The organism is Actinomadura sp. KC06 (genome assembly GCF_004348735.1).
Lineage (GTDB): Bacteria > Actinomycetota > Actinomycetes > Streptosporangiales > Streptosporangiaceae > Spirillospora.
Genome location: NZ_SMKT01000056.1, coordinates 42,621 through 48,683 on the forward strand (window position 1 = coordinate 42,621; position 6,063 = coordinate 48,683).

Annotated in this window: 5 protein-coding genes; 2 read left to right on the plus strand and 3 right to left on the minus strand. The window is 69.7% G+C overall.

Translation table 11 applies throughout. The features are described from left to right. Positions 1-44: 44 nt before the first annotated feature. The 3 genes from E1287_RS19505 to E1287_RS19515 are packed head-to-tail and all read right to left on the minus strand — an operon-like array spanning position 45 to position 3,030. Positions 45-1,286 carry a DUF4350 domain-containing protein gene (locus E1287_RS19505; RefSeq protein WP_131966409.1) on the minus strand — a complete coding sequence of 414 codons (1,242 nt, stop codon included), beginning with the start codon at positions 1,284-1,286 and terminating at the stop codon, positions 45-47. Further along, the gene (locus tag E1287_RS19510) at positions 1,280-1,987 is read right to left on the minus strand and encodes a DUF4129 domain-containing protein (protein WP_243719210.1); all 708 of its coding nucleotides are present in this window, start codon (positions 1,985-1,987) and stop codon (positions 1,280-1,282) included. Before E1287_RS19510 ends, E1287_RS19505 begins: the two co-directional genes overlap by 7 nt. Then, positions 1,984-3,030 carry a glycerophosphoryl diester phosphodiesterase membrane domain-containing protein gene (locus tag E1287_RS19515; RefSeq protein WP_131966411.1) on the minus strand — a complete coding sequence of 349 codons (1,047 nt, stop codon included), beginning with the start codon at positions 3,028-3,030 and terminating at the stop codon, positions 1,984-1,986. Before E1287_RS19515 ends, E1287_RS19510 begins: the two co-directional genes overlap by 4 nt. 531 nt (positions 3,031-3,561) lie before the next feature. Between E1287_RS19515 and mtrA the strand changes: the two genes are divergently transcribed. Further along, entirely contained in the window at positions 3,562-4,239 is a 678-nt protein-coding gene (gene mtrA, locus E1287_RS19520) for an MtrAB system response regulator MtrA (RefSeq protein ID WP_117357433.1), read from the plus strand. A 159-nt stretch (positions 4,240-4,398) separates the two neighbouring features. Further along, positions 4,399-6,036 carry an MtrAB system histidine kinase MtrB gene (gene mtrB / locus E1287_RS19525; RefSeq protein WP_131966412.1) on the plus strand — a complete coding sequence of 546 codons (1,638 nt, stop codon included), beginning with the start codon at positions 4,399-4,401 and terminating at the stop codon, positions 6,034-6,036. Positions 6,037-6,063 lie beyond the last annotated feature (27 nt).

Genomic DNA, 6,063 nt, shown 5'->3' on the forward strand with positions numbered 1-6,063 from the left:
ACTCGTGCCGGGCACGTCGTCCTTCCCGAGCTCTACTGGGCGGTTCAAGACTGGCGTACCTGCCTTTCCAGGTCGTCGAGGACGTCGCTGAGGGCGATGAGCCCCGCGTCGTCCAAGGGTTCAGGACCGTACAGTGCCGCGCCGACGTACGTCTCGTCGTACGTCGTGCGGCGGGCGACCGCCGAGACGATCTCCTGCACGGCCGAGGGGTCTTGCGCACGGCTGCGGGGCAGGCCGAGCAGCGGGACGAGGCGTTCACGGGCGCCCGACCGCAGCGCGTCGGACGCGCGGTCACGGGCGTGCCCGGCGCGGTAGAGGCGGGCGCGTCCCTCGACCGTCTCGGCAGAGCGGACGACGACCGGAAGCGCCTCCGCGACGACCGGCCCTAGGCGGCGCGACCGCCACAGCGCTACCAGCACCACCGCGACAAGCAGTTCGAGGAAGAAAAGCTTGACGCCGAATGGCAGCAGATCGGTGAGCGACTGCTGTCCCGCTCCAGAGCCGGACTCTGGCAGGTCCGGGACCAGCCACACCACAGAGGAGCCCGTGGCGGCGCCCGCCAGATTCATGCCCAGCGCTGCGTTGCCCTCCTCTGTGAGTCGGCGGTTGGTCAGCGGCGCGGCCGAACCGAGCACGGTGACGGTGTGCGCGCCGTTCTGCACTTGGACGACCCGCGAACTGCCGTATTCCGTCTTGTAGCACTCTGTTGCAGAGCCGCCCTTGACCTCGTAGGTCTCCGACTCGTGGAACGCGACCGATCCCGCGAGGGTCGCCGCCTGGAGGGAGCAGCCGGGCTCGTCGGCGCCCTCGAACGTCGCGCCGTCCTTGCGCACCCGCGGGGCCAGGTCCGCCAGCGCGAACGACGTGGGCCGGACGAGCAGGAGATCGGCCTGCGCGTTGCTCAGGAGGATCAGGTCCTCGTTGGTGAGCCGCTCGGTGCGGGTCACCACCATGACCGTCCCGGGACCGGCCGCCTTGACGGCGTCGTCCGCGTGCCGGGCCACGGTCACCTGCGTCCCGTTCTGCCGGAGGATCTCCACCAGGGCCCGGCTGCCGTCCTGCTTCGGCGACTCGGGGTCGAGCGCCTGCGCCGACGTCGAGGGGCGCAGCGCGGCCAGGATGATCGCGATCACGATCATGGCCAGGATCACCGCGACGACGCCCCGGGCCGACCGCCAGCGGCGCCCCGCGACCTGCCGCGCGGACGGCTCCGCGGCCGCCGGCGCGCCCTGCCCGGACCCGGCTCCGGTGCCCTGGCCGCTCTGCGGGGGCGTCTGCGTCACCATCGCGGGCCTCCGTCCTCACCGGCGCCGACCGGCGTCAGGTCGTCGGACTCCAGCGGCTTCGGTTTCGCCGCCCGCAGCTTCTCGTCCACGCTCTTGACCTGCGCGTATCCCTCGGCAGTACCCGGACGGTCGCCGTACCAGACGTCGTCGAAGATCCGCACGGCCACGCGCAGGTCCTCGGCCAGCTCCGGCACGGCCTCGCCCGTCTCCTGCGCCAGCTCGTCGGCGGTACGGCCGGGACGCGCGGCCAGCACCGCCCGTTCCTCCAGGTCGCGGGCTATCGCGCGGAGCCGTTCCCGGATCGCCTCCGCCCACTGCCCGGCCGCCGCGTGACGTTCCGCCGCGGCCCTGTGGTCGAGCGCGGTGGACGTCTCGTCCTCCAGCAGTGGCTCGTTCCGGGAGCGCAGGTTGCGGCGGCCCCGCATCAGCCACGCCACGAGCGCCGCCGCTATGAGCACGACGACGACGATGACGACGATCGACGCCCAGCCGCTGCCGCTTCCTTGCGAATCCGGCGCGGGAGACCCGTTAAACAGGTCCTGCAGCCATTCGGAGAAGTCGTCCCACAGGCGTTCCAGCCAGGACGGCTTGTCGCGCTGGTAGACCTGCTTCTCCAGCTCGCGGCGGGCCATTTCGCGTGCCTCGTCCCGGCCGACCGGATCGAGAGTCGCGGAATCGAGCAGCATGTGCATGCGCATCATGGGTTCGCTCCCGTTCCCGGACGTGCCGGCAGCGGACCGGTTCGCCACAGGTCGATGAAACCCTCCTCCTGATCGCCCTGTGCGTCCTGCGCGTCCTGTCCGTTCTGGACGCCTTGGACGCTCTGGACGCCAGTCTCGGGGGCGGCCGAGATGGCGGTGACGGAGCGTCCTCGCGTACGCAGCTCGAGGTCGAAGCCTTCGCGGCGCATCCGCCTGTCCATGTAGAGCAAGGCGATGACACCGGCGTCGAACGGCAGCACGACCGACCAGCTCACGATGCGGCCGAGCGTGTCCACTGCAAGAGCCGCCATCGTCGAATCGCTGCCAGAAGAGTCACCGAAGAAAATCAGCTGCACGAACAGGAACGGGATGCGCAGCGCGAAGAAACCCATGAACACAGTCACGAGCAGTGCCAGGAGAAGCGTCCCGAACGTCCGGAACCAGCGGCCCTTGGACAGAGTCACCGCCCTGCGAAGCGCGCCCCTCACCGTCTGCCGTTCCAGGACGACCGCAGGAACGGCCAAGACGAACAGCAGGTAGAGCCACACCATCAGGCCGATGCCAATGGGGAAGCCCAGGATCCCGGCGAGCACGCTCAGCCCTGGATGCGCGTCGGCGGCGATCAGCAGGGCGAACGGCACGATCGGCACGACCAGAGCGATGAGCGAGATCGCCATGACGGCCGCTGCGGTCGCGGCCAGGCGGCCAAGGCGCGGTCTGGCGTCCCGCCACGCCTGCCTGGGCGCGATCGGCATGCCCACCAATTCCCGGCCGTAGATCGGCGCGAGCAGCCCGGAGAGCAGCAAAATCCCATACGCCGACAGCACCAGACCCATCACCGTCAGGGTGAGCTGTGCGCCCAGCGATTCCAGCAATACGTCCGGGGTGACCTCCTCGCGGGCCACATCGCCGATGAAGAAGTACGCGGCGATCGAGCTCGCCACCTGGATCACCGTGCTGATCCCCACGGACAGGCCGAGGGACGTGCGCGGACGCCGCCGGATCCCGGCGATCGCGCCGTCCAGCATCTCCGAGATGGACATGGGACGGAACGGGACGCCCTGCGTGTCGACGTCCGCGTCGTCGTCCCAGCCGTCCGGTCCCGGCATCTCGTGGCTCCCTGCGATCTCTGGCGGGGTCTTCCGGCACGCGCCCGCCCGGGTCTCTCCGGCGCGCCCGCCGGGTCTCTCCCGGGCCCGTGACGTCCACCGGTCAGGTCATCCTGTCACGGGCGAAGTGCCGCGATTGCCGTGACCGGCCGGGCGGGTGGCGATCCGCGCGCTCCAGATGCCGCCGGACCGCCGGAATCTGCCGGTCCCGGTCAACCTCGCACGCGTTTCGGGAGTCACCTCTACAATTCCGTGCCGCGCACCGGATCCTTGGGGAGCCATGTACGACGCAAACGCGGGTAACCTTGCACGCCAAGGCATATCTCTCCCTGGCGAGGTGGGGCCGGAGCATAGCGCCGCGGAGAACTTTTCACCTGACGACACGCTTGGGCCGGCACCCGCCGGCCCCGGCGAGGATGGAAAGCGCTCCCCCCACCGAACCCCGACTTTGTGACGATGAGGGCCATGAGAGGACGTGTACTGGTCGTCGACGACGATCTCGCGCTCGCCGAGATGCTCGGCATCGTGCTGAGGGGCGAGGGCTTCGAGCCGTCGTTCGTCCACGACGGCGACAAGGCGCTCGAGGCGTTCCGGGAGACCCGGCCGGACCTCGTGCTGCTCGACCTGATGCTGCCCGGGGCGGACGGCATCGACGTGTGCCGGCAGATCCGCGCCGAGTCCGGCGTGCCGATCGTCATGCTGACGGCCAAGAGCGACACCGTCGACGTCGTCCTCGGCCTGGAATCCGGCGCCGACGACTACATCGTCAAGCCGTTCAAGCCGAAGGAGCTGGTGGCGCGCGTCCGCGCCCGCCTGCGGCGCACCGACGAGCCCGCGCCGGAGACCCTCCAGATCGGCGACATCGCCATCGACGTCGCCGGCCACTCGGTCAAGCGCGGCGACAAGCACATCCCGCTGACGCCGCTGGAGTTCGACCTCCTGGTGGCACTGGCGCGCAAGCCCCGCCAGGTGTTCACCCGCGAGGTGCTCCTGGAGCAGGTCTGGGGCTACCGGCACGCCGCCGACACGCGCCTGGTGAACGTCCACGTGCAGCGCCTCCGCGCCAAGATCGAGAAAGATCCGGAACGTCCCGAGATCGTCGTCACCGTGCGCGGTGTCGGCTACAAGGCCGGGCCCGCCTGACCCCGCGGTGTCCGGTGACACACGACGGCGCCGCATTCGCCGAATTCCATGACACCGCCGTAATTCCCGCCAGGGCCGTATCCCCCGTGACACGCCGATGACCGTCCAGCACTCTCCCGGAGCCCTGCGTTCAGGGCCGCGCCGCATCGCGGACCTCTCATGAAAGCCGACATGAAGAGGGCGATGCGGCCGGCTCGGCGCGGGCTGCGGGCGGTTCAGCGCGTCCTGCGCAGTGCCGCGCGGACGGGTTACACACGGTGGCGCCGTTCGATCCAGGTACGCATCGTTACGTCGACCCTGTTCATTTCGGCGATCGTGGTGGCAATCCTGGGCGCGTTCCTGATGCAGCAGGTGTCGTCTGCCCTCATGGACGGGAAGGTCAAGGCGGCACGTCTCCAGCTGGACGACGGCCTGGCGCAGGTACAGCGCGACTTGGGGAATTCGCCTGGGGACGGCAGCAGGCTCAATTCGACGATCGAGCGGTTGAAGTCCCGTAGCGGCCCGTCCGGGTTGTACGAGGTCTACATCCGCGACACCAACGAGCAGTACTTCGACGGGTACACGACCAATGAACTGCGGCAAGAGAGCGTCCCGCGTCGGCTCCGGGAGGAACTGAAGAACGCGCCCGCAGGAGCGCGCGCCTACACCTACGGCAAGCTTTCTTACGTCGATGACCGTCCGTCCGAGAGCGGTCTGATAGTCGGCGGCAAGACCGGCCAGTTCGAGTTGTACTACCTGTTCCGGCTTGAGGAGGAACAGCGGACCCTCACCAATGTGGGGCGTTCTATGGCCGGCGTGGGCATCGTCCTAGTGCTGCTCTTGGCGGCGATCGCCTCGCTGGTGACGCGGCAGGTCGTCATACCCGTTCGGCTGGCCGCACAGGGGGCGCAGAGGCTCGCCGCCGGACGGCTCGAAGAGCGCATGAGAGTCCGCGGTGAGGACGATCTGGCGCGCCTCGCGCGCTCGTTCAACGACATGGCCGCGAACCTGCAGGAAAAGATCGGCGAACTGGAAGACCTGTCGCAGGTGCAGCGCCAATTCGTATCGGACGTCTCCCACGAGCTACGCACGCCCCTGACCACCATCAGGATCGCCGCGGACATGCTCTACGAAAACCGCGACACATTCGACGACCCCGCGGTGGGACGCTCTGCGGAGCTGTTGCAGAGTCAGCTGGAGCGGTTCGAGTCGCTACTGGCCGACCTGCTGGAGATCAGCCGGCACGACGCGGGGGCGGCGACGCTGGACGTCGAGTCCCTGGACATGCGCGACCTCGTCCTGCGCGTGGTGGGCGACATCCAGGGGCTGTCCGAGCGCAAGGGCAGCAAGGTCGTCCTGCAACTGCCCGGCGAGCCGTGCATGGCAGAGGTCGACCGCCGCCGGGTCGAGCGCATCCTGCGCAACCTGCTCGTCAACGCCGTCGAGCATGGCGAGGGCGAGGACATCATCGTGTCCGTCGCCGCCGACAGGGACGCGGTCGCCGTCGCCGTCCGCGACCACGGCGTTGGGCTCAAGCCGGGGGAGGGGCAGATGGTCTTCGACCGCTTCTGGCGCGCCGACCCCGCCCGCGCCCGCACCACCGGCGGCACCGGACTCGGCCTCTCGATCTCCCGCGAGGACGCGCAACTGCACGGCGGATGGCTGCAGGCGTGGGGAGAGCCCGGTGCGGGCTCCCAGTTCCGCCTCTCGCTGCCTCGCACGGCCGGGGCCGAGCTCAGGGGCTCCCCACTTCCGCTCGTCCCTCCAGGAGCCGGTGACGCCCGCCCGCTGTTCGCCGAACTGGAGGCCGGCGAGTGACCACCCACGGCCCCGCCACCCCCGACC